This window comes from Campylobacter troglodytis, from assembly GCF_006864425.1.
GTDB classification, from domain to species: Bacteria; Campylobacterota; Campylobacteria; order Campylobacterales; family Campylobacteraceae; genus Campylobacter_D; species Campylobacter_D troglodytis.
Genome location: NZ_QHLI01000177.1, coordinates 1 through 902, shown reverse-complemented (window position 1 = coordinate 902; position 902 = coordinate 1). Strand labels below are relative to the sequence as shown.

At 33.1% G+C, this 902-nt stretch carries 1 protein-coding gene; it reads left to right on the top strand.

All coding sequences use genetic code 11. The features are described 5' to 3' along the window. The coding region (locus tag DMC01_RS14150) for a DUF5675 family protein (protein WP_221887171.1) at positions 1 to 902 on the top strand (902 nt) is incomplete at both ends.

Sequence of the window (902 nt, the reverse complement as noted above, 5' to 3'; positions counted from 1 at the left end):
TCACAAACAAATTCACAAGCAAATTCACAAATAAATTCATATAACAGCCTACAAAACAGCTCACAACCCTACACTCACCAAGCAAATTCAACAAACACCCCACAAATAAATTCACAACACACCCCACAAACAAATTCAAAAACAAATTCAAAAAACTCCCTATCTTTAAACAAAAACTCAAAAGAAAAGCTAGCAAGCTTTATAAAAGAACTTAATCCAAACTCCTTATACCTAGAATTCATAGAAAAAAAAGAAATAAACATAGAAATATCAAGAATTTATGAGGACTTAGAGCTAACAGTGTCAAAATTTCGCATACTAAGAAAAGACAGTGAAAACCCTAAATGTAACGAACATATCAATGTCAAAGATAATAATACCATACAAGCTTGCACATCTTGTCAAAGCTTACAAGCCTTTGCTAAGTGGGATAATCACTATTTTTTAGAAAGAAGCGGACCTGACTGTATCACCCCAAATTTAGAATTAAGAATACCAGAAGGAAGTTACAAGCTTAGTTGGCATAAAAGCGATAGGTATTTAATACCACAAAGCAAGGAATACAAAGAGCTTTTACAAATTTATTTAAATGAGTTAGGCATAAAGGATGAGCCACACAAGGATAATAAGGGAAGGCAAAGGTATTATAAGCCTCTTTTAAATTTACACAACAAATATATACACAAGGATAGAAATATCTTAATACACAGCGGAGGAAAAATCAAAGACTCAAAGGGATGCCTTTTAATAGGCTCTAAGCTTGATAAAGATGATAAGGGCAATATTATGAGAATATCAAGCGGACAGCATACTCACGGCCTTGCAAGTGAAGTTATGGCTTTTTTAATGCAAAATGATGACAAGGATAGTGCTAGCCCAAACATCTACTTGCAAAGAATAAT